This window comes from Metabacillus sp. 84 (genome assembly GCF_050107715.1).
Classification (GTDB): Bacteria; Bacillota; Bacilli; order Bacillales; family Bacillaceae; genus Metabacillus_B.
This window is the reverse complement of record NZ_JBNILN010000003.1, coordinates 214,923-237,408: the sequence shown is the minus strand read 5'-3', so window position 1 is coordinate 237,408 and position 22,486 is coordinate 214,923. Positions and strand designations below refer to the sequence as shown.

Annotated in this window: 21 protein-coding genes; 1 reads left to right on the top strand and 20 read right to left on the bottom strand. The window is 46.4% G+C overall.

Going from position 1 to position 22,486, the window contains the following annotated elements:
- Positions 1–124 precede the first annotated feature (124 nt).
- The 14 genes from asnS to ACQCV8_RS07875 form a co-directional block, all read right to left on the bottom strand.
- A complete protein-coding gene (asnS, locus tag ACQCV8_RS07940) occupies positions 125–1,417 on the bottom strand; it encodes an asparagine--tRNA ligase (protein WP_426844039.1) in 1,293 nt (430 codons plus the stop codon).
- A 122-nt stretch (positions 1,418–1,539) separates the two neighbouring features.
- The gene (locus ACQCV8_RS07935) at positions 1,540–2,724 is read right to left on the bottom strand and encodes a pyridoxal phosphate-dependent aminotransferase (RefSeq protein WP_426844038.1); all 1,185 of its coding nucleotides are present in this window, start codon (positions 2,722–2,724) and stop codon (positions 1,540–1,542) included.
- A gap of 12 nt (positions 2,725–2,736) precedes the next feature.
- The gene (locus tag ACQCV8_RS07930; RefSeq protein WP_426844037.1) at positions 2,737–3,261 is read right to left on the bottom strand and encodes a hypothetical protein; all 525 of its coding nucleotides are present in this window, start codon (positions 3,259–3,261) and stop codon (positions 2,737–2,739) included.
- Positions 3,262–3,274: 13 nt separating this feature from the next.
- A complete protein-coding gene (locus ACQCV8_RS07925) occupies positions 3,275–3,445 on the bottom strand; it encodes a YpmA family protein (protein WP_426844036.1) in 171 nt (56 codons plus the stop codon).
- Between the two features lie 207 nt (positions 3,446–3,652).
- Positions 3,653–6,454 carry an ATP-dependent DNA helicase DinG gene (gene dinG / locus ACQCV8_RS07920; protein WP_426844035.1) on the bottom strand — a complete coding sequence of 934 codons (2,802 nt, stop codon included), beginning with the start codon at positions 6,452–6,454 and terminating at the stop codon, positions 3,653–3,655.
- A gap of 163 nt (positions 6,455–6,617) precedes the next feature.
- The gene (panD, locus tag ACQCV8_RS07915) at positions 6,618–7,004 is read right to left on the bottom strand and encodes an aspartate 1-decarboxylase (RefSeq protein WP_426844034.1); all 387 of its coding nucleotides are present in this window, start codon (positions 7,002–7,004) and stop codon (positions 6,618–6,620) included.
- Between the two features lie 18 nt (positions 7,005–7,022).
- Positions 7,023–7,880, bottom strand: a complete 858-nt coding sequence (gene panC / locus ACQCV8_RS07910; protein WP_426844033.1) for a pantoate--beta-alanine ligase — start codon at positions 7,878–7,880, stop codon at positions 7,023–7,025.
- Positions 7,877–8,716, bottom strand: coding sequence for a 3-methyl-2-oxobutanoate hydroxymethyltransferase (panB, locus tag ACQCV8_RS07905; protein ID WP_426844032.1), 840 nt, complete (start codon positions 8,714–8,716; stop codon positions 7,877–7,879). Before panB ends, panC begins: the two co-directional genes overlap by 4 nt.
- Before the next feature lie 249 nt (positions 8,717–8,965).
- Positions 8,966–9,955, bottom strand: coding sequence for a biotin--[acetyl-CoA-carboxylase] ligase (locus ACQCV8_RS07900; RefSeq protein ID WP_426844031.1), 990 nt, complete (start codon positions 9,953–9,955; stop codon positions 8,966–8,968).
- Positions 9,931–11,136 (bottom strand): CCA tRNA nucleotidyltransferase, encoded by a 1,206-nt coding sequence (locus ACQCV8_RS07895; RefSeq protein WP_426844030.1) that lies wholly within the window; start codon positions 11,134–11,136, stop codon positions 9,931–9,933. The genes ACQCV8_RS07900 and ACQCV8_RS07895 overlap by 25 nt, the downstream gene beginning before the upstream one ends.
- Before the next feature lie 4 nt (positions 11,137–11,140).
- Positions 11,141–12,280 (bottom strand): N-acetyl-alpha-D-glucosaminyl L-malate synthase BshA, encoded by a 1,140-nt coding sequence (gene bshA / locus ACQCV8_RS07890; RefSeq protein WP_426844029.1) that lies wholly within the window; start codon positions 12,278–12,280, stop codon positions 11,141–11,143.
- A gap of 222 nt (positions 12,281–12,502) precedes the next feature.
- Entirely contained in the window at positions 12,503–12,925 is a 423-nt protein-coding gene (gene mgsA / locus ACQCV8_RS07885; RefSeq protein WP_426844028.1) for a methylglyoxal synthase, read from the bottom strand.
- Between the two features lie 12 nt (positions 12,926–12,937).
- On the bottom strand, positions 12,938–13,744 hold the full coding sequence (gene dapB, locus ACQCV8_RS07880; protein WP_426844027.1) for a 4-hydroxy-tetrahydrodipicolinate reductase: 807 nt from the start codon (positions 13,742–13,744) through the stop codon (positions 12,938–12,940).
- Positions 13,741–14,073, bottom strand: coding sequence for a nucleotide pyrophosphohydrolase (locus ACQCV8_RS07875; protein WP_426844026.1), 333 nt, complete (start codon positions 14,071–14,073; stop codon positions 13,741–13,743). The genes dapB and ACQCV8_RS07875 overlap by 4 nt, the downstream gene beginning before the upstream one ends.
- A gap of 138 nt (positions 14,074–14,211) precedes the next feature.
- Between ACQCV8_RS07875 and ACQCV8_RS07870 the strand changes: the two genes are divergently transcribed.
- Positions 14,212–15,081: a YitT family protein gene (locus tag ACQCV8_RS07870; RefSeq protein ID WP_426844025.1), complete on the top strand. Its 870-nt coding sequence runs from the start codon at positions 14,212–14,214 to the stop codon at positions 15,079–15,081.
- Positions 15,082–15,249: 168 nt separating this feature from the next.
- Here the strand turns inward: ACQCV8_RS07870 and cydC are convergent, their stop codons facing one another.
- From cydC to ypjB, 6 genes are all read right to left on the bottom strand, one after another.
- The gene (gene cydC, locus ACQCV8_RS07865) at positions 15,250–16,971 is read right to left on the bottom strand and encodes a thiol reductant ABC exporter subunit CydC (protein ID WP_426844024.1); all 1,722 of its coding nucleotides are present in this window, start codon (positions 16,969–16,971) and stop codon (positions 15,250–15,252) included.
- Positions 16,968–18,698 carry a thiol reductant ABC exporter subunit CydD gene (gene cydD, locus ACQCV8_RS07860; RefSeq protein ID WP_426844023.1) on the bottom strand — a complete coding sequence of 577 codons (1,731 nt, stop codon included), beginning with the start codon at positions 18,696–18,698 and terminating at the stop codon, positions 16,968–16,970. The genes cydC and cydD overlap by 4 nt, the downstream gene beginning before the upstream one ends.
- 131 nt (positions 18,699–18,829) lie before the next feature.
- Positions 18,830–18,928, bottom strand: a complete 99-nt coding sequence (gene cydS, locus ACQCV8_RS07855; protein WP_426844022.1) for a cytochrome bd oxidase small subunit CydS — start codon at positions 18,926–18,928, stop codon at positions 18,830–18,832.
- A gap of 14 nt (positions 18,929–18,942) precedes the next feature.
- Complete coding sequence (locus ACQCV8_RS07850) at positions 18,943–19,956, bottom strand: cytochrome d ubiquinol oxidase subunit II (RefSeq protein ID WP_426844021.1); 1,014 nt, start codon at positions 19,954–19,956, stop codon at positions 18,943–18,945.
- Positions 19,957–19,966: 10 nt separating this feature from the next.
- On the bottom strand, positions 19,967–21,298 hold the full coding sequence (locus tag ACQCV8_RS07845) for a cytochrome ubiquinol oxidase subunit I (RefSeq protein WP_426844020.1): 1,332 nt from the start codon (positions 21,296–21,298) through the stop codon (positions 19,967–19,969).
- 338 nt (positions 21,299–21,636) lie between these two features.
- Positions 21,637–22,425 carry a sporulation protein YpjB gene (ypjB, locus tag ACQCV8_RS07840; RefSeq protein WP_426844019.1) on the bottom strand — a complete coding sequence of 263 codons (789 nt, stop codon included), beginning with the start codon at positions 22,423–22,425 and terminating at the stop codon, positions 21,637–21,639.
- Positions 22,426–22,486: the final 61 nt, after the last annotated feature.

Genomic DNA, 22,486 nt, shown 5'->3' with positions numbered 1-22,486 from the left:
ATCCAGGGCTACAGCCTTCGTCTGCCATAAAGCGTAATCAAGCCGGCAGCAAGCCGCGGTGCGGGAACGATGATCAGCCGGCCTGAAAAAAGTCTCCACTGCTGGAGACTTTCAGTTGCTTCTTTTATGGGTAAAGACGGTTGAGCAGTCTAGGGAATGGAATGGTCTCACGGACGTGCTCCACTCCGCTGATCCAGGCCACGGTCCGTTCAAGTCCCAGCCCAAAGCCTGAATGAGGGACAGAGCCGTATTTCCGAAGCTCCAGGTACCATTTGTACGCTTCGCTATCTAGGCCGTGTTCTTCAAGGCGCTTTTGAAGAAGCTCATGATCATGGATTCTCTCAGAGCCCCCAATAATTTCTCCATATCCCTCCGGAGCAATCATGTCCGCACACAGCACAACATCCTCGCGGTCTTTCGCAGGCTGCATATAAAACGGCTTCAGTGATGTCGGGTAGCGGGTGATGAATACCGGCTTCTCATAGCTTTCGGCAATTGCCGTTTCATGCGGCGCTCCGAAGTCATCGCCCCAGGTAATATCCCCGAACCCTTTCTCATGCAGCATCTTTAATGCATCATCATAAGAGATCCGCGGGAAAGGAGCTTTGATTTTTTCAAGCTTTGAGGTATCCCGTCCCAATGTTTTCAGCTCAAGAGCACAATTTTCCAATACGCTTTGAACAACATATGAAACATAATTTTCCTGAACTACGAGGTTGTCTTCGAATTCATAAAAAGCCATCTCGGGTTCGATCATCCAGAATTCGATCAAATGTCTGCGTGTCTTGGATTTTTCAGCGCGGAAAGTTGGACCGAATGAGAACACTTTGCCGAGAGCCATCGCTGCAGCTTCCATATATAATTGTCCGCTTTGCGAAAGATAAGCATCTTCCTCAAAGTATTTAGTGTGAAACAGCTCGGAAGTTCCTTCGGGAGCACTTCCTGTAAGGATTGGAGGATCCACTTTTGTGAAACCCTCTTTATTAAAGAACTCATATGTTGCTCTGATGATCTCATTTCTGATTTTCATCACACTGTGCTGTCTCTTTGAACGGAGCCACAGATGACGGTGATCCATTAAAAACTCTGTGCCGTGTTCTTTAGGGGTAATCGGATAGTCCGTTGCTTCGTGAATGATTTCAACATTTGTCACACCCATCTCAAACCCGAAAGGCGAGCGCTCGTCCTCACGAATGATGCCTGTGACATAAACGGACGTTTCCTGTGTGATGGATTTTGCCTTTTGAAATACTTCCTCGGGAACTTCTGCTTTCACGACGACTCCCTGAATGAAGCCTGTCCCGTCACGAAGCTGCAGGAAAGCAATCTTTCCGCTAGATCGTTTGTTGGCAATCCATGCTCCAATGGTAACTTCTTTTCCTGTGTATTGATGTACTTGAGAAATAGTTGTTTTCAATTCAATATTCCCTCCACGGACCTTTGTCCGAATATGTATGTGCTCTATTATACTAAGGCCGTTTGCAGCAGGTCAATATGAGCGGCTGAAGATAAATGGGCGGCACGGCCGCCGCCCTTCTTTTATCCTTTATTTTTCTCCACATACCTCTTTATTCTGTGCATCGCTTTGGACAACAGTTCCTGTGACGTCGCATATGACAACCTGACATGCTCAGGCGATCCAAATCCCGATCCGGGTACAAGAGCCACTTTTTCCTCTTCAAGAAGGGCTTCTACAAACGCATCCACTGAGTCGTGGCCTGTCATTTTCGCCGCTTCGCTGGCATTTGCAAAAAGATAGAAAGCACCTTGAGGCTTGATGCAGGTAAAACCAGGGATTCCTGTAAGCTGCTTATAGGTTTCATCCAGACGGCTGCTGAAGGCGTTTCTCATTTCTTCTACCGGTGCCTGTGATCCCCGATAGGCTTCAATCGCCCCATACTGAGCCATCGCCGCCGGATTAGAGGTGCTGTGGCTTGCGAGATTTGTCATCGCTTCAATGACCGCTTTCGGTCCTGCAGCATATCCGATTCTCCACCCGGTCATCGAGTGGGATTTTGAGACACCGTTAATGATGACGGTGCGTTCTTTCAAAGGCTGTGATAACTGAGCTATAGAAACATGACGCGCTTCCCCGTAAATGAGCTTCTCATAAATTTCATCTGAAACAATCAGCAAATTGAGCTTCCCGCAAATTTCGCCAATCGCTTCAAGCTCTTCCTTCGAGTAAATCATCCCTGTAGGGTTGCTCGGAGAGTTCAGGATCAAAGCTTTTGTTTTCGGTGTAGCCGCTCTTTCTATTTGTTCAGGAGTCACCTTAAACTCATTTTCCTCTGTTCCATGAATGATGAGTGGGACGCCGCCCGCAAGCTTGACCTGCTCCGGGTAACTGACCCAATACGGGGATGGAACGATGACCTCGTCCCCCTCATTCAGCAATACCTGAAAAAGTGTGTATAATGCATGTTTTGCACCGGTGCAGACAATGACTTCTCCAGGCGTATAGCTGAGATTCTGGTCTGCCTGTAATTTCGCTATGATTGCCTCTTTCAGCTCTTTCAGTCCGCCGGAAGGCGTGTACTTTGTGTAGCCTTCTTCCATAGAAGCGGCTGCTGCCTTAATAATGGCTTCAGGTGTATTAAAGTCAGGCTCCCCTGCTCCAAGGCCGATCACATCATGACCGGAAGCTTTCAGTTCTTTCGCTTTTGCTGTAATGGCAAGTGTTGATGAAGGTGTTAATGAAGCTGCTCTTTTAGCTAATTCCATAAGAATGCCCTCCTATTTTATTGCAATGTGTGTGAGAATATTTCCTGATTTAAAATCTATATAATCATATGTATACCGGTCGTAGCTGTCGATGTATTTCACTTCCCATACCGGGACCTGCCTGCCTGCCCGCAGGAGAACGCCCAGCTTAACAGAAAACATTTTCTTCGGGGAATGCTCTTTTCCGGAAATTTCCGCTGCTTTTTCTTCTGTTATGCCATCAGCTAAAACCACCGTAACCGGTTCTTGATTTAAATCGCCTGCAGACATAAGCGCTGCAGCAGGGCGTCCGCTTTCGTCTTTTCCATGCACAGCATAAAAGGGAACCGGCTTATTCTTCGAATCGGTATTCGGGCCGTTAAAAAGGGTGGCTTTTTCCGCAGTGGCAAGAAACTTATTATCAACCGCCGCTGCCATCGCTGCGTCATGCTCTTTTTTCAGAACAGCGGTGCCTGCCTGGAAGGAAGAGAGTACGTACCAGCCAAGACCGGCGGCTGCCAGGATCATGGTTAGAATAATCAGCCATTTTCTGCTCATACTGCCGGCTCCATTATGTACGGTAAATCGTGAAGACAGCTTTGCTCTTGTTCTCTTCATCAAGGGCAAGGCCAAACATCAGATTATCCCTTTTCAGTGTCCGGTTCAAAGAATCGACGATTTTATACAAATCATCAGAATGGTCTACTTTTACGGTTGAAAGGATTTCTATTTTGCTTTCCATTACAAATTCCTCCTGCACGCCGCAAATATTGTCACTCATTATGTACCTAAAGCAAGGACACAATAACAATACAACAGCATTGATTGTTGTGCTTGTTCCCATTATAACAAGAACCGTTGAGAACAGTGAAAATAAATTTCTCCTTACCCCACACCTGATAACAGCTGGATAAGCGGCAGCATGAATATGCCACCTTCCAGCCTTTTTTTATTCACTAAACCATTGAGATGCCTGCGCAGCAAGCTCCCGTACGGGTTTATAATGAACATCCAAGCCCGGGATGGCTTTTATAAAATACTGACCGTATCTTGATGTAAGGATGCGCCGGTCCAGCACGATTAACAGGCCTTTATCCCGCTCCGTTCTAATCAGCCTTCCGAATCCCTGCTTGAACCGTAATATAGCCTCAGGCAAAGAGTATTCATAAAAGGCATTTTTCCCCTCAAGGTCAAGCTTTTTTAGTTTGGCAGACATGACCGGCTGATCCGGGGGCGCAAAAGGAAGCCGGATCATGATGATTGCTTTCAGTTCTTCTCCTGGGAAATCAATTCCTTCCCAAAAACTGTTTGTTCCAAGAAGAATGGCATTTCCCGTTTGCCTGAAGGATTTAATAAGTTTCCCTTTGCTTCCGGAACTTACACCCTGTCCAAGGATCGTATACTCCTCCATAGCCGGCATTGATTTCAAATGCTGATACGTGTTTTTGAGCATATCATATGAAGTGAACAGGACGAGTATTTTGCCGTTTATCATGGGAGCAAACTCACTTATGGAAAAAGCAACAGAGGTTGTATAGGTCTCCAGGGAGACTTCCCTGATTGCCGGGATATCGGATGGCACAAACAGCTGTGCCTGCTTTTTCATATCAAAAGGAGACGGCAGGATTAGCTGTTTTGGGTAAAAATCATGCAGGCCCAGCTGACTGACCGCATGCTGAAATGATCCATTTACCGTTAACGTCGCCGAAACAAGAATAACCGAGCGCTTCTTCTCAAAAAGGGAGGATGCAAGCTTTTCGGAAACATCTACAGGTCTGCCGCAGATGACGGCGGCATTTTTTGCCCCCTTTGCTTCAGCCTCAATCCAGCACGCATTTTCAGAATCTGCGCCTTTAAACAGCGACTGAATGGCTTCACCAGCCTGTCTGAAACGGTCAGCATATGAGAAGTATTCATTCATTTTAACTTGGAAAGCCATAGGAAGATTGTCCGTATCCAGGAGCCTTTTTTGCTTTTCCATAATGGTGATAATGTCCAGCATATAAAATCTGATCCGGTCTGCAAGCTCTTCGATCGCTGACCAGAACAGATTCTCATTCTCATCATGCTCGATTACGATGGAAATTCGATTGGCTTCTTCTGATTTTTTCCTTAGGACATAAGAATGCAGACTTGTATAAAAATCATTAAGCTCCTCATAAAACTCTTTAAGGAGAACATCCAGCTCAAGGCAATAATCATAGCCTTTTTCATTCTCCCGCTCAAACCACCCTGCCGCATAAGCAAGCAAATCACCAGAATACATGTGGCCCAGTCTCTGCAGCCAGGAGTGAATGGTCACATATTCCAGCCTGAAGCCCCACTGATCGCCGGCAGCACGTTCCAGATGATGGGCTTCATCAATCATAACAGCATCGAATTCCGGAAGCTGCTTTTTACCTGCTGCAGCATCGTTCAAAAGAAGCGCATGATTCACGATGATGATGGTGCTTTTTTCTGCTCTTTCCCTCGCTAAATGATAAAAAGAGCGGTCCCGGTAAGGGTTTTTTGGATGGCCGGATGTCCGGTCATGGTGAATCCTCTGCCAGAGGTTTCTTCCTCCGGACGGAAGATTTAATTCATCTGCGTCCCCTGTACGGGTCTTTAAAAGCCAGATTAAAATTTGTGCTTTCGCCAGATTTGAGTCGTAATTTTCATCTGTCTCCATCAGCGCCATTTCAAATTTATGCGGGCAAATATAGTGGGATTCGCCTTTTAATATGCAGGCGGACAAATCAGCAGATAATATCTCCCCCGCTATTTTTGTATCCCGTTCCAGAAGCTGATGCTGCAGCGCAGTCGTGTGAGTACTATAAACAACCTTCGATTGATTTTCCGTGGCGTATACGAGTGCCGGAAGCAATAATGCCAGTGACTTGCCGCTTCCTGCCGGTGCCTCCGCTACCATATGCTCATGGCTCGCCAGCGATTGATACACTTCCTTCATCAGCTTTTGCTGCTGAGGCCTGTCCTCATAATCCGCCATCTTTTCTTCCATAAGCCTGTTTAAGGGCAGAAGGCCGGAAACCTCGTTTTCCGCCTGTGGACCGGGTTCCGGATCAGGCTCTGTGAAGACCTTTGAAAAAGCAAGTGAGCCAAACAATTCGCAGTTTGCATCCTTTTCTGCTGCGGGTACGGATAACGCATTTTCTATAAGGTCATCCAGTATTTCGTGCAGATCGCTTATGAATACATCTGAAAGCTTTCTGAGGCTTTTCAGGGTTTCAGCAGGAAGTTCCTCAAGACGGCTAAGAATGACTGTAAGGATTTCAGCAGTAGCCTCTGCATCACTGTCGGCCTGATGGGGCCGGTCATGCTCTATATTAAGTTCTTTGCAGAGATCGGATAATTTGTAGCTTTCAAGCGAAGGAAACATCATTCGAGAAAGCTCTACCGTATCCATAAGCCCGCCGATAAAGCGCGGAAATCCGGCATTCACCAGTTCTGCCTGGACAAAGGACAAATCAAAATGCACATTATGAGCCACAAACCATGCCCCGTCGAGGAGGCTGAATACCTTTTCTGCAATTTCCGAAAATACCGGTGCCTGATTCACCATCTCATCATTAATGCCTGTTAGAGCTTCTATAAAAGCAGGAATTGGCTGCAGTGGGTTTACATAACTCATAAAACGTTCGGATATTGCCCCATTTTCAATGACCACTGCACCAAATTGGATAATTTTTTCCCCTTTTTTTGGAGAATTGCCTGTTGTTTCAACGTCCAATACAACAAAACGGCGTTGTTCCATTCATGACACCTCAATCAGCTTGCATTCTCGTCCATTGTACCATTAACCCTTAATAATCGCGCAAGCAGAATGGCGGCTTTGCGGAAATTTCAAAGGAAGCGGAATCCCTTTAGCTCTGTAAAGAAAAAAACCGGCTCAGCGCCGGCCGTCATTTTATCCGTCATTACATGCGGATGGTGGCTGCAGGCTCTGTTCCGAGCATTTCTGCAATCCGGTTATGCTCATCCATAATAGCAACCTTCGGAACATGTCTGCGGACGTTTTCCTCAGCGATCAGGGCATAGGAAATGATGATCACGACATCCCCTTCCTGGACGAGCCTAGCCGCTGCACCGTTCAGGCATACTACCCCAGTTTCTCTCGGACCTGGAATAATATACGTCTCAAATCGGGCACCATTATTATTGTTTACGATCTGGACCTTTTCATTAGCCGTCATTCCGACAGCATCCAAAATATCTTCATCAATCGTAATGCTGCCTACATAGTTCAGGTTGGCTTCTGTAACACGGGCGCGATGGATTTTCGCATTCATCATGGTGCGAAACATTGGATTCCCTCCGTTTTTTTATTTTTCTTCCAGGTTCCAGATGATATTATCAATCAGTCTGGCGCCTGAGAATTTCACAGCAGCGGCCGCAATCATTTGCTTGCTTTGTCCGGCAGCGGGGATCAGTTCAGGATATGGAAGAACTTCCATATAATCTACTTCCGCCCCTTGTATTTCGTTCAAAAGAGAAAGGATATATTCTTTGGTTTCTTCAGCGGACAGCTTTTCTTCCATAAACAAATTTTTGCCCGCGAGCAGGCTTTTGTATATTTTAGGAGCTTCCTGCCGTTCAGTGTCCGTCAAATAAACATTTCTGGAGCTTTTCGCAAGTCCGTCCTTTTCCCTTACAGTTTCCACAGGAACGATTTCGATCGGAAAAAACAGATCATCCACCAGACCTTTAACGACCGCAGCCTGCTGTGCATCCTTTTTGCCGAAGTAGGCTCTGGCAGGCTGAATAATGTTGAAGAGTTTGGTCAGAACCGTTACAACCCCATCAAAATGGCCTGGTCTGGACTTTCCGCAGAGAACATCCGTCCGGGCCGAAGCCTTCAAGGAAACAGCCGGGACAGGACCGTACATCTCAGAGGCATCAGGAGTAAACACCAGATCCGCTCCTGCCTCCTGGGCAAGCTTAAGATCCCTGTCAAGATTTCTTGGATACGATTCATAATCTTCATTCGGTCCGAATTGGGCGGGATTCACAAAGATGCTGACCACTACTTTATCGTTTTCAGTCCTGGCTTTTTTGATCAGCTCTAAATGTCCCTCATGCAAGAAACCCATCGTTGGGACAAAGCCGATAGAAAGTTGGTGAAATTCTTTCCATGCTGCAATTTCTTTTCTGGCTTCACTCACCTTGCTGACGACGTTCATTTTGAAACTCCTCCATATAAACCGCCGAGCAGTTCCTCATTCATCGTAAACGTATGCTCGTCTGCCGGAAATTTCTTTTCTCTTACATCCGCTGCATATTGAGCTAATGCACGCTCCATCTCAAGGTCACTGTTTCCGTATTGTTTGACAAATTTCGGAACCCGGCTGACCCCGTAGCCTGTTACATCATGGTAAACGAGGACCTGGCCATCTGTTCCAGCTCCTGCGCCTATTCCGATGACCGGAATGGATAGCTGATCCGCTATTAGTGCAGCCAGCTGCCGCGGCACGCATTCAAGCACAAGGGCAACTGCACCTGCTTTTTCACACGATTTCGCATCTTCTATCAGCTTTGACGCTGCTTCGGCCGTTTTTCCCTGCACCTTGTAGCCGCCAAGAATTCCAACTGATTGGGGTGTCAGCCCCAGATGGGCTACTACCGGAATTCCGCTGTTCGACAACGCCTCAATCATCACAGCCACTTCATCCGCACCTTCTACCTTTAATGCGTCACTGCCCGCTTCCTGCATAAGTCTTGCACCATTGCGGAGTGTTTCTTCTTTTGACAGGTGATAGCTCATGAACGGCATATCCGTGACGATAAATGTGTTTGGAGCTCCGCGCCTCACCGCTTTTGTGTGATGGATCATATCCTCCATTGTGACTGGAATGGTGGAATCATAGCCCAGAACGACCATCCCTAAAGAATCTCCTACAAGAATGATATCCGCTCCGGTCTTTTCGGCTTGCTTAGCTGATGGATAATCATAGGCAGTAAGCATCACAATCGGCTGGGCTTCGCTTTTCATTTTCTGAAAATCCGTTCTGCTTTTCATTTTCTTCCCTCCTCATTATTTGAGGAACAAAGGGATCCACAATATAAAAATTCCTTCTTCATAAACAGGAAGAAGGAATGGGCATAGCAATACCGAAGGATCATTCCTCTGTCCCAGTCCTTTGGATCAAGGCAGACTTTTTCATTGCGCAGCATTTGGTTTTAAAATTTCGCGGTGCAGTTCCGTGAAAACGGATACTACCCGATTCAAGTATATCAAATACCGGCTAATTATCAATTTATTTCGCTTCTAGGACAGTTCAATGTCAGCAGAATAAATTTTTTCAATCTTTCCTTCCGCGGTTTCAAGCAAAAGCACACCCTCATCATTAATCCCGAGGGCTTTTCCTGATAAGGTTCCCTGTAGGGTCCTGGCTTTAATTTCTCTGCCGAGGCTAATGGAATAGGATTCCCAGAGAAGCTTAACAGGATGGAAGCCCGAAGCCAGATACGTTGTGTAAAGCTGCTCCAGTTTTTGAAGGATGGCTTGGATGAGTGCGGCTCTGGAAACTTCCCTGCCGGCCTCCAATTTAAGTGAAGTGGCAATCGGTTTTAATTCATCCGGAAAGTCGGCTCCCTCCTGGTTGACATTAATGCCGGTCCCTATGATTACAGAATGAACAGAATCCGCTTCAGCCTGCAATTCGGTTAAAATTCCTACTGCTTTTTTCCCGTTGATTAAAATATCATTCGGCCACTTTATAGACGGATGCACTCCTGCTGTTTCTTCAATGGCTTGAACGACAGCCACCGCTGTAAGCAAAGTTAGCTGGGGGGTCTGGCTAAGAGGTATTTTCGGCTTTAGAATGCAGCTCATCCAGATACCCGTATTGATCGGCGAATGCCACACCCGTGCCAGTCTGCCTCTTCCCTCTGTCTGCTCATCCGCAATAACGACCGTTCCTTCCGATGCTCCCTCTGAAGCAAGCGTGTGGGCAATTTTCTGGGTGGAGGGCACTGATTTTTCGTGATAAATAGATTGTCCCATAAAAGAAGTGGCTAGGCCTGATTGGATTTCGGCTGCACTTAACGTGTCAGGCTTTTTTGTCAGCCGGTACCCCAATCTGCGGACGGCCTCCACTTCATATCCTTCTTTTCGGAGCAGCTCAATGTGCTTCCATACAGCCGTACGTGAACATCCGAGCATTTCACTGATCTTTTGCCCGGATACGTATTCCTCGCTTGAACGGGCAAAAGCTTCTAAAAGTTTTCGCTTTACATTTCTGCTCGATTGCTCCATTGGAGAAACCACCTCTCAATGTCTTTTGCTGAATTGGCAAGCCTTCCTGCAAGCACTTCCTCTTCGATTTTGGTCAGTGCACTGGCGATCCAGGGACCAGGATCTTTTTTGGCAAGACAGACAAGATCATCCCCATTGATCCTAAGGTCATTTCTTGAATGAATGTTCAAATCCCGGTAACGACGGACGGCTTCTTCCGGTCCAATAGAAGATTTCCAGTCCGGCTGTGAGGAGCAAATACTCTCTGTATAGAATACTGTTTTCTCATCAGCTTTATAAAGGAGCTCCTCATTCCAGCTCTTTTTCAATCTTTCGTTTAAAAAAAACAGGATGTTTAGGATTTCTTTCATGGTTTTGCCCGGCTTTTTCCATTGTTTTAGAAATTTTTCAGGTTCTTCGGGGTGCAAATCAAAAAGCAGGAGTGCCCATCTTTGTGCCGTTCCGAAGGAGGCAGGGAGTGTTCGGGCCAAAAATTGATCCATCCTGTTTGATGGCATGGCTAACCCCGGCATATAATCGATCAGGCCGGTATCGCGAAGCAAATGGAGGGCGGGCACTGCGGATTTTCCTGAAAGCAGTTTATCAAATTCTGAGAGCTTTCGTTCTACGGAAATATGCTTCAATAATCCTGAAAGCTTACAAATAGCCTCCAATGTGTCTTCAGATAGAGAAAATTGGAGCTGACTGGAAAAACGCAGGGCTCTGAGCATCCTCAAAGCGTCCTCTGAAAACCGCTCTTCGGGACTCCCAACCGTTTGTATCAATTTTAATGAAAGCGCTTCACGGCCATGAAAATAATCGTATAGGTTTCCGTTTTTATCCATAGCGATTGCGTTTATTGTAAAATCTCTTCGTTTTAAATCCTCTGTAAGAGATGTAACAAACTGAACATTTTCGGGTCTTCGGAAATTTTCATATGCAGATTCCGTTCTGAATGTCGTCACTTCAAAGGGTTCCCCCTCCATCAAAACAAGAATCGTTCCGTGCGCAGCTCCGACGTCTGCCGTCTTCGGAAATATCCGTTCTATTTCTTCCGGTGGCGCGGAAGTTGCGATATCCACATCCCGGATCTCCCGTCCGAGGAGCAAATCCCTTACTGAACCTCCAACAAAATACGCCTCATATCCATTTTTCTCAAGTTCCTCAATTACTGGAAGGGCCCGCAGAAATTCACTCTTCAATGGTTTATTCTCCATCGCGGATCAGTCCGTAATAAATTTGCTCATATTGTTCAACAATCTGATCTGTTTTAAAGGCTGTTCTTGCTGTTATCACTGCTTGTTCAGAAAGGCGGGTATGCAAGCCCCCGTCTTCAAGCATTCTGATGATATGGGAAGCAGCGGCCTCCGTATCGCCTACGCTGACAATAAATCCGTTCTCCCCATTCGAAATGACTTCGGGAATTCCTCCGATATTTGTGCCGATACAAGGAACACCGCATGCCATCGCTTCGAGCAAAACAAGGCCAAAGCTTTCTTTTTCAGACATGAGCAGCTTAATATCACTAATTGAATAAAGTTCGTCCAGATTTTCCTGCTTTCCTAAGAACAGGACCTTATCCTTCAGCCCAAGCTCCTGAACAAGGCTGCATATACCCGACATCTCAGGTCCGTCCCCTACGAGAAGCAGTTTGGCGGATGCTCTCCCGGCAACGCGTGCGAAGGTTTGGACAACATCTTGCACCCGTTTGACCTTTCTGAAGTTCGATACATGAATCAATACCTTTTCATGCTCCTCAATTTTGTACGCCTTTTTCAGCTGAGCGGCATCTTTCTTAAAATAAACCCGCTCATCAATGAAATTGTAAACGGTTTCGATATGCTTGTCGGGGGCTATTAAGTCATATGTCTGCCTGACGAGTGCGTTGGAAACAGCCGTCACACGGTCTGAAGCTTCAATCCCGAACCGGATCAGCTGAGCCATAGATGGATCGAATCCGAGTACCGTAATATCGGTCCCATGAAGTGTGGTGACGATTTTGAGATTGTCCCCTGTCATCTGTTTAGCCAAAAACGCGCAGATGGCGTGAGGAATCGCATAGTGTACGTGAAGAAGATCCAAATCCTCACGCTGGGCAACCTCTGCCATTTTACTTGAGAGGGCAAGGTCATAGGGGGGGTTTTTAAACACAGAGTACTGATTGACCTCCACCCCATGAAAATAAATATTGCTGTAGACCTTGTTCAGCCTAAACGGGATACTTGATGTGATGAAGTGAATCTCATGGCCTTTTTCAGCTAAAAGCTTTCCAAGTTCCGTTGCGACAACTCCTGAACCGCCTACAGACGGGTAGCACGTAATTCCTATTTTTAATTTCTTTTTCATTAATAATCACCTGGCATTTCTTTCAATACGATTTGTCTCCCGAAAATACGGCCTTTTAAAAAGGGTTCTTCAGCAGTCGGAGATGCGGATTTTATGTAAGGGCCCTCATTGCAGAGGGTGTGAAGGCTGCCTATTGGCTTAAAAGGGAAAATATTTGAAACAAGCCGGTTTATGCGGGAACAGCCTGTATCGGTCCCCGTTATACTGCAGCCGGGCTTCCGCTCAGGATTCATGAGAATCTCCCCGCTGTTTGTGAATGACCTTTCTCCATGTAAGATCTCCCCTGTTCAGCCCATGAATCAAAATCTCCGCTGTTCCCATATTCGTTGCCAAAGGGATGGCATAGACATCACACAGCCGAATCAGAGCGGAAACGTCTGGTTCATGCGGCTGGGCGGTGAGAGGATCGCGGAAGAAGATAACCGCATCCATTTCATTCCTGGCAATCATCGCTCCTATTTCCTGGTCCCCTCCGAGGGGCCCGGATTGGCATCTGGTAATCTTCAGCCCGGTCGCTTCCGTAATCCGGAGGCCGGTCGTGCCGGTTGCATAAAGTTCATGGTCCTCTAAAATGCTTTTGTATGCCGTTGAAAATTGAACAATATCATTTTTCTTTTTATCATGGGCAATGAGTGCAATCTTCATGACCTTTCCCCCTTATTCAATGATATTTTCAAGACCGTAAACAAGCGTATCGAGCTTCATCACCTGTTCTGCACAGAGCCTGACACCGGACATGAACGATTTGCGGTCATAGGAATCATGGCGGATTTTCAGCGTCTGCCCTTCTCCGCCGAACAGCACCTCCTGATGGGCAACCAATCCGGGCAGCCTGACGCTGTGGATCCTGATGCCGTTATAGGAAGCCCCTCTTGCACCATCCAGCACTTCTTTTTCAGAAGGATGACCCTGACTTTTATCTTCTCTTACAGCGGATATCATCTCCGCGGTTTTTATCCCGGTCCCGGACGGGGCATCAAGTTTTTGATCGTGATGCTGCTCAATAATCTCAATATCCGGGAAATACCTGGCTGCCATTTGCGAAAATTTCATCATCAGCACGGCGCCGACGGCAAAATTAGGAGCAATGATGATGCCAAGATGCTTCGTTTCTGCAAGCTCTTTTAATTCCGCCAGGTTGGCTTCTGTAAACCCCGTTGTTCCCACGACAGGGCGCACGCCCATTTCAAGAGCGGTCCTGGCATGAAGCATGCCTGTTTCCGGAACGGTCAAGTCGATAAGCACATCGGGATTGCTTTCGAACAGGCATGTTTGAACGTCTGTATAAATCATGGCATCGCTCGTAAAGCCATCTCCTGTTTCGTTCAGTCTTTTCCCCCCGTTGATCCGGTCCAGCACACCCGCTAATTCAAAGTGAGGGGTTTCCTCAACAAGGGCAACCGCTTCCTTTCCCATTCTGCCGCGCGGTCCAGCTATTGCGATTTTGATGGATTCCATATTCACTTCTCCTCTTTCTTCGTCCAGCGGTGTTGGTCGCGGACAGCAAATTTTTTCATAACAGCATCATGAGCATCAGTCAGATCAATCTGCAAAGAGTTGGCCATGCAGACAAGCACAAACAGCACGTCGCCTAGCTCTTCTTCGATCGCCTTTTCTGCTTCTGTTTCTTTTTTGGGTTTTTCTCCGTATCTGTGGTTGATTTCCCTGGCAAGCTCCCCTAGCTCCTCCGTCAGCCGTGCCGTCATGGCAAGCGGGCTGAAATACCCTTCTTTAAATTGTCCTATGTACTCGTCCACTTCTATTTGAATATCCTTCATGGATTTTCCGCTCATTGTGTTCCCTGCTTTCGTTATGTATTCGTCTGTTTTTAATTATAGCATCTGATGGGCTCCTGCGCGCTGATTTGCCGTTTTGCCCCGGTTGAACTATACTATTATCGCTGTGATTAGCTGATACGGAGTTGATTTTCATTGAACGGATTAAAAATACGCAATATTCTATTTATCCTGCTTGGCTCTTCCATCTTTGCTTTCGGTCTTGTTCATTTTAACATGCAAAATAAGCTGGCTGAAGGCGGTTTTACCGGCATTACTCTGCTCCTCTATTTTATTTTTACCATTGATCCATCCATCTCTAATCTCGTCCTGAATATTCCGCTGTTTATCATCGGGTGGAAGCTTCTCGGGAGAATCTCGTTTATTTACACGATGATCGGCACGATCAGCCTTTCCGTGTTTTTGTGGATTTTCCAGAGGTATCAGGTGGCTTTGAATCTGTCGGGCGATCTGCTGCTTGTTGCCCTGTTTGCCGGTGTCTTTATCGGAGTGGGGCTGGGCATTATTTTCCGGTACGGCGGTACAACCGGAGGGGTGGATATTATCGCCAGGCTTATCCAAAAATACAAAGGCATCAGCATGGGGAAAACGATGTTTCTCTTTGACGCTGGCGTCATAGGCCTATCTTTGCTTACCTATCTTGAATTAAGGGAAGCGATGTACACGCTCGTCGCAGTCTTTGTAGGTGCCCGGGTCATTGATTTTATGCAGGACGGTGCATATGGCGCAAAAGGAGCGACCATTATTTCTTCCCATCATGATAAAATATCCAGAAAAATCCTGGAAGAAATGGATCGGGGGGTGACTATTCTAAAAGGGCAGGGTTCATACTCCGGCAATGCTATGAATGTATTATACTGCGTTGTCGATAAGAATGAAATTGTCCGGCTCAAGCAAGTCATTACATCCGTGGATCCCCATGCGTTTGTTGCGGTCACTGATGTGCATGATGTTCTGGGGGAAGGCTTTACACTCGACAGTGAGAAAAATCCGATCGCAAGGTAAAATGGCGAGTCCTTTTGCCTATTTCAGCTAAAACCCCGGATGGCTCGCAGCCATCCGGGGTCTCTTATTGCTTTTCCATATCAAGTTTTCCGGCAGCTGCGCCTGTTTATCATCCGGCTGTTCAGGTTTTAAAGCCTGCATTTGCTGGTCCTGGGACTAAGGCTTCATCTATTGGGACAGGATATCGGCTTCGACTTTCTTTAACTCATAAAAATATCCTTTTCTCTCCATGAGATCTGAAAAAGAGCCCGCCTCTACTACTGTCCCTTCATCCATTACAAGAATCTGATCCATGTTTTCCAGTCCTGACAGACGATGGCTTATAAAAATGACAGTCGCTTCCTGCGTTTTATTAAAAATCCGCTGCACCATATTTTTTTCCGTCAGCAGGTCCATGGAAGAAAAAGGCTCGTCAAGCAGCCAGATCCAGCCTTTTTTCAAAAAGGCGCGGGCCAGTGCCAGTTTTTGGCGCTCTCCTCCTGACAGGTTTTCTCCTTTTTCCAGTACACGGTCATCTAATCGATGCGTATCGAGTTCAGCTTCTCGCAAAGCGCGCTCCAGCTCCTCCTCAGTGGCATGCCCGTCAGCAAGCAGTAAATTTTCCCTGATGGTGCCGTAGAAAAAATGATTTTCCTGAAGAACCGCATTAGCCGCCTGCCATATATCTTCCTTCCGGAGCCTGTGGATGGGCGCACCGTTCACATACAGCTCCCCGCTCTTGGCCTCTGCCATCTTTAAAATCAGCTGAACAAGGGTTGATTTTCCGGAACCGGAAGGCCCCACGATGGCTGTTTTTGATCCTTTAGGAAAGGTGACAGAGATGCTGTGAAGAGTGTCCCTCCCTTCATCCGGGAAGGCAAAGGTTAAATCCCTCACCTTCACTTCAATTGAACCATGCTTTGATAACTCCAGCGGCTCCTCTTTCTCCTGCACACCAAAATTTCCGGAGACGGCTGAAAAAAGCTGCTCGGACGATTGCTTGCTGTCTGCGTAATAAGATGGAAAAACAGCCATAGGAATCGCATATTCAAACACGTTTAACCCGATCATGATCAGCATAGCCAGATAAATCCCGTCCATACTGCCATGCGTCACTTCGTAGACACCCGCTATGGCAATGCCCCAGCAGACAATCATTGAGAGGAGCAGATTCAAGGATTGACTTCTGTTTTCATCAGCAAGCCTCCCCTCCTGTTCCTTGAGATAACGCTCTGACTTTTCCAGGAGCGCTGCCTCTTTTTCATCTGCCTTCTGGTGAATTTTCAGTTCACGGAATCCATACAGAAACTCGGCTGCTTCTGCAGAAAGCTCCCTCCTGAGCATTTGAACGGTATTTTTCCTGCGCTGCTGCTGCCATGCAAAAAAGGCAGGTACAGCGATTCCGGTAAGAATCATACCCGCTGCAATGATTATACAGATCCAAATGGAATAAAACGAACTGAAAAAGAACGTACTCAAAAACACAAAAAAGAAAACGACCGGAGGATAGAAAACCCTCAAAAAAAAGTTTTGCAGACTCTCTACATCTCCCACAATTCGCGCGAGCAGGTCTCCGCTCCGCCAGCGCTGCAGGAGGGCAGGTGACATGGGCTCCAGCCTCTCAAAAAAGGCAGCCCTCATATTCCCTAGAATGGTAAAGGTTGCTTTATGGGAAAAATACCGTTCTCCATAACGGCTGACCGCACGTGCAATGCCGAATAATTTTAAAAGGGCAAGCATGACGGTCAGTGTATAAAGCGGAGGGATAAGCGCTGCTTTTGAGATGACATATCCGCTGGCACCAAATAGCGCGGTCCCGATCAGTGCCGCTGACACTCCTAATAAAGCTGTGAGCATAATGTCTTTTTTTTCTCTCATTGCAATCTGGCTGATGGCAAACAAACTTTTCATAGTTTAACCGCTCCCCGCTGCTCTTGCACCATATTTTGATAGGCTGGCACAGCCTTTAAAAGCTGTTCATGAGTTCCAGAGGCAAGCACCTTTCCCCCGCTCATATAAATTAGCAGATCCGCCTCTCTGATCGTATAGAGCCGATGGGCCACCGTAATCATGCTCGCCCTTTCACTCAGCTCACGTATGGAGGATTGCAATATTCGTTCTGTATACAAATCGAGTCCTGTCGTCGGTTCATCAAAAAGGATGAGAGACGGCTTTTTAACAAACGCTCTCGCCAGAGCGATCCTCTGCTTCTCTCCGCCTGACAGACCGCGCCCGCCCTCACCGATCCGGGTGTCGATTCCTTGATCGAGCGACTCAATCAGTTTGATCAAACCGGATTTTTCAACAGCAGCTATCAATTCCTGCTCGTCCACCTCATCCGTTGCTCCGAGGCAGATGTTTTCTTTGATCGTTCCTGAGAATAGGTAAGGATGCTGGGAAATATAGGTCATTTTTCGAAACCATCCCTGCTCACTAAATTCACCCCGGGGGCGGCCGTTTACAAAAATGGTTCCATCTGAAGGATCCACAAGGCCTGATAGCAATCGCAGCATTGTCGTTTTCCCGGAACCATTCGGACCGATAATAGCCGCCTTTTGGAACGGTTTGATTGCAATTGTGACATCACGTAATGAAAATGAGCCGTCCGTGTACGAGAAGTGAACGTGATCAAAGGAAATTTCAGGTGGTGCTTCAAATGTCCACTCTGAGCTTCCCCACTCCACGTCTTTTCCGGTGTCTTCCAGTTCCTCAGCTATTTTTCCAGCTGCTCCCATGCTTCCGCGCCCGGCGTGAAACGCGCTCCCCAGATCCCGCAAGGCTAAATAAAAATCGGGGGCCAGTATAAGAATAAAAAACGCTCCAAAGAATGTCATATTTTCAAAGACGACCAGCTGCAGACCGAGTTCAAACGCAATCAGCCCTACGCTTAGCATCGCGATAAATTCAAGGGCCAAAGAGGATGAGAAGGCCGTTTTTAGAACGTCCATCGTTGCATCCCGGAACTCAAAGCTCTTTTGGCGGATTAACTGCTTTTGCTCCTTGGATTTACCCAGCAGTTTGAGAGTGGGCAAACCTTGCAGCACATCCAGGAAATGTCCTGAGAAAGCAGTCATTTTCTCCATTTGCCTATCGGCTTTTTTTTGCGTTTTTAATCCGATGACAATCATATAAATCGGAAAAAACGGGGCCGTAACAAGCATCAGCAGGCCTGAATAGAGGTGCTCGGTGAAAACGGCAATCAAAATAATCAGCGGAAGGATGCTCGTCTGAATCAGCTGCGGGATATAAAAACTGAAGTAAGGGTCAATTTCATCCACTGCATCCATGACCACCCCAGCTTTCTTCCCTGTCTGGCCGCTCAGCGAAGACTGAAGGGGATTGCCGGCGTATTTGCGGATCAATTCCCTGCGGATTTCCCCCTTGACCTTTGTTCCAATCCTGATGCCTAATTTTCTTGATAGAAAAATAAACCATACGCGGGCAGTGAGTGTTAGCAGCAATAGTATAAAGGCCGGAAAAACGTCCTGTAATGCCGCCTCCTTAAGAAAGACCTGATCAACGATATAGACGAATCCATATGCCTGTCCGACCAGCAAGACCCCATTCATAACCGATGAGAGGAAAAGAGGGATCATCCATTTTTTGTGGGCCAGTGCTCTTTTTCTCAGCTGTTCCATAAGCTGTGGATCTCCTCACTTTCTGTTTGGTCTTTTTTAAAGGGCTTTTGCACTGCGTCAGAGTCATGTGCTGCCGGAAAGAATACTAAGCTTGCATACTTTGCCAAGCAGTCAGCTATTAAGCTTTTGCCTTAAGAAAGATCCTTGCCTTTAGCCCCCCATATAAACAAGAAGACAATGGCTCCGGCAACAAGCAATACCGGCGCAATCATGATCAGGAATGTATTCATAGTCCTTCCCTCCCCTATTTTTTTCCCTGTACGTATTCGTTATTGAATAAAAACAGTTTCATTAATAAATAGAGCGATGGAACGAGCAGGCAAAAACCTGCTATAAAGGAACCAATCAGCGTAAGTGCCATCGTTTCATTCGTAAAACTGTCATAGATTGTTAAATGAGGGTACAGCAGGTACGGTAAATGCGCTGATCCATACCCGTAAAATGCTGCTGCAAACTGCAGCATGACGAGAATAAATGATATTCCCGGACGTTTTTTCTTCCAAATTAAATACACAGCTCCTAAAAAGAACAAAATTGAAAGGCCGAAGAGCCAGCCTGCGTCCAGCATTTTCTCAAAGTGAACCCTGTTATGGACATACATCGCCCAAAATACGAGAAAGCTTGCAAGAATCGTAGGGCCGCTCCAAAACAGGGCATACTTTCTTAAAACGGTATACGCCCCGTTATCCCCTGCTTTATGTGCATAAAAGGTAAGGAAACAAGCTGAAATATACAGCACGCTTACAATTGCAAGAAAGACAACAGCCCATGAATAGGAGCTTGTAAACAATGTGCCATAGTTCAATGAAAGCTCTGACCCATTTATCTCGATGTAGCCTCCCTCAGAAATCGTTAAAACCGTTGAAAGGGATGCAGGGATTAAAAGACCGGTTGCTCCATAGAGAAGCTGATACCGATGGCGCTCTTTATGTCCATAGTGATGAAAGGCATAATAGGACCCGCGGATGGCGATCAGGATCACAGCAATGCTCCCGGGGACGAGCAGAGCTGTTCCATAGTAATACGACACATTTGGAAAAAAGCCGATCAGCCCTACGTAAAAGAAAATCAGAAATACATTTGTCACTTCCCACACAGGTGATAGGTACCGGTTGATGACCTTCTGGACAACGTGTCCTTTTCCCGTTGCAGAAGCATAATAGTTGAAAAAACCGGCTCCGAAATCTATGGAAGCTACAATGAGATAGCCATATAAAAAGGTCCATAGCACCGTTACGCCGAGTACTTCATAGCTCATAATCTCCCCCCTATTCCATTCCGCGTTTTTTTAATTCTTTTTCAACTGGATTTGCTTTAAACGTCCTGAACAGCACAGTCGCTGCAGATACGATTAATACGGCATAAAGTGCGGCAAATAAATACAGCATAATGTCTACATGCTGTGAGGAGGTTGCCCCGTCTGCCGTCCGCATCACTCCTCTGATGATCCACGGCTGCCTGCCTTCCTCTGCAAAAAACCAGCCGGCTTCAATCGCAAGCATTGCGAGCGGTCCACCTGCAGCAATCAGTATAAGCAGCGGCTTGTTATAAGGATTCCAATTCTTTTTCTTTTTAAAAACGACATACAGAAAGGAGATTGCAGCAAGACTCATCCCGATCCCAACCATCAGGTCAAACATGTAATGAACCATTAATGGCGGCCAATCCTCCTCTGGGAATTCTTCAAGGCCGGTAACTTCAGCATCAGGTGTCCCATGTGCTAAGATACTGAGCGCGTATGGAATCTCCAGCGCATATTTAACCTCACGATCTTCATCCAGAATCCCTCCCAATACCAAGGAAGCTTCCTCGACCGTTTCAAAATGCCATTCGGCAGCTGCAAGTTTCTCAGGCTGATAGTTTGCTAAATATTTTCCGGATAAATCGCCAATCAGCGCGGTTGTAATGGCGAAAACAAATGCCGTCATCATAGACAGATGAAGCGCCTTTTTATGGTAAATATGATGTTTCCCACGTAATATGGCAACAGCTGAAATAGCTGCAAGGATGAATGCTGCTGTTAAGTAAGCAGATGATAGCACATGGGATACTTTTGTCGGTGTTGCCGGATTAAACATAGCTGCAAATGGATTAATGTTGGAAAGAACCCCGTTCTCATAAGTAAATCCCAGAGGTGCATTCATAAACGAATTGACTGTCGTGATAAAAAAGCCGGATGCTGTTGCGCCAAGCGCTGCTGGGATTAACAGCATTAAATGATACATTTTGTTTTTAAAGCGGTCCCATGTATATAAATAAATACCAAGAAAGATTGCTTCAAAGAAGAATGCAAAGGTTTCAAGGAAAAGCGGAAAACTGATTGTCTGACCAGCCACCTGCATAAATTTGGGCCATAATAAACTCAGCTGCAAAGCAATCGCGGTGCCTGTAACGACTCCGACTGCTACTGTGATGATGTAGCCGCGGGCCCATCTTCTTGCAAGCAAGTGATAATGTTCATCATTTTTTTTAATTCCCATCCACTCGGCAAGTGCAATTAAAAGGGGTACCCCCACTCCCAAAGTAGAAAAAATGGTATGCACCGCAAGCGTAAGTCCTGTCAGGATGCGGCTGTACAAAACCGGATCATACTCAAACAATGTCGGCTCCTCCTTTTTGGGGAAGAGACGCGTCTCTTCCATTGAATATATACCCACAGTCTATAATTTCTTTTAACCTATTTCTATACCATTCACGATATCTCCACACATTGTTCACATTTTCACAATCTTTTTTTGGACACATTTAAGAATGGCTTTATTTATTTTAGGATAGGGGGAGCTTTAATACCTTCTGGACAGAAAAAAACCCTAAGGCGCTTGCTTAAAATAGGGGAACATTGAGTATTGTGCAAGGGAAGATCTCTGTCTCCCCTCCTGGCTGAATGAATGAAAGGAACCCGGCATAAAAAAAGCAGCCGTGCAGGCCACTTTTCCTTTTACCATTCCCGTTCCCGTTCCACCTGTTTTTCCTTTTCGCCTTTAAATTTTCTCCAGGCGGCATACGTTAAAGTCAGAATAATCATCCCGCCTGTCGAAATAATGACCCAAATCAGCGAGGGGTCTGCTTCATCTTCTTTTACCCCTTTAAAGAGGTTTTTAAATTCTGTTTCCATTGAAGTCAGCTGGCTGATTCGGGCTTCCTGTGAAACATTTTCCGACAAATCATCTTCTACAGATGATATCAGCGCTTGCACCTTACGAATCTGGCCGGGCGTGACATCAACGGAAACGGAGGGGTAAATCGTTTCATACAAGCTTAAAAATTCATTCCAGTCCTGTTCGAAGGAAGTGGTATTCCCTCCTGCTGCGTCCTCCTTCAAATGCTGAAAGGAAGCCATCATGGTATCCTCCATCGAGCTCCAGAGAGGCTCATTTTCTGTAAACGCCGCATCTACCACCATATGAAACTGGGTGACAGCACGCATTTTCGCATCAGGATCCCTGGTCTGTTCACTAAGCGTTTCGACTGCCTTGCTGTGAACAGCCGATATGGTCCTGATCGTCCGGCTGGAAACGGATTGCCCAGAGACCGGATGTTTTTCAAATTGCCTTGAAAAATAGTTGAGCATTTGAAGGCAATCAGCTGTTCTTCCCTGCTTTGCCAGCTGGAAAGCGCTGTAAGAAGTTTTCGAAAGGCTGTTCCATCTATCATTCTCATCTCCCTTTGCTTCCGTACTTGCGAAAAGAAGAAACAGGACTGTAAAGCAAATGATCCATCTCCCCATGATTGTCCCCCCCAAATCTTCTAGTAAAAAATATGTGAAGGGGGACAAGTTTAGACCATCC